This window comes from Haemophilus sp. HMSC061E01 (assembly GCF_001810345.1).
GTDB lineage: Bacteria > Pseudomonadota > Gammaproteobacteria > Enterobacterales > Pasteurellaceae > Haemophilus_D.
On sequence record NZ_KV801008.1, the window covers coordinates 1 to 538 of the forward strand.

The 538-nt window shown below is 47.8% G+C and carries 1 protein-coding gene; it reads right to left on the reverse strand.

Annotated elements, in window-relative coordinates; translation table 11 throughout:
• Positions 1-538: VENN motif pre-toxin domain-containing protein (locus HMPREF2732_RS05825; protein WP_186821533.1), on the reverse strand; the 538-nt coding region annotated here is incomplete at both ends.

The following is a 538-nucleotide window of genomic DNA, read 5'->3' on the forward strand; positions in this document are numbered from 1 at the left end:
TCAATGTTTTGCTTACGCTCATCACTAGGATGAATGTCATCTGCCATGCCATTATTCTCTACCGCATTCTTCGCCGTTTTAGCCGCAATAATCGCTCCATCAGAACTATCTGATAAAGTACCACCAGCAATACCGGCTGCTACCTGGCTTAAAGAAGATACCGTACGTTTTTCTTCTTCGCTGAGCTTTTCAGGTGATTTATTGTAAAGTGTCGAGGCAAGGAAATGAGCCGCCGCCTCTCCGCCTGCTGCACCAGCCGCACCAGCAGCAACATTACGATTGCCCGCATAAGCCTCTACCGCGCCCCAAAGTGCATGAGCAGTCAAATTGAGAGCGGTATTCACATTGCCTTTTGCATCTGTGGTCGCTTTCTTAATTTGATTATTCACCGTAGGCGATAATCCTGAAGCCACTACTTCCGCTGCCGGTCTGCCGGCTAAAGCAGTGCTGATAACATTTAATGCCGAATCAATGACAAGACGTTGACTTCCACCCGTTTCCCATTCTTTGGCTTCGCGACTCGCTGTCTCAAAATTAT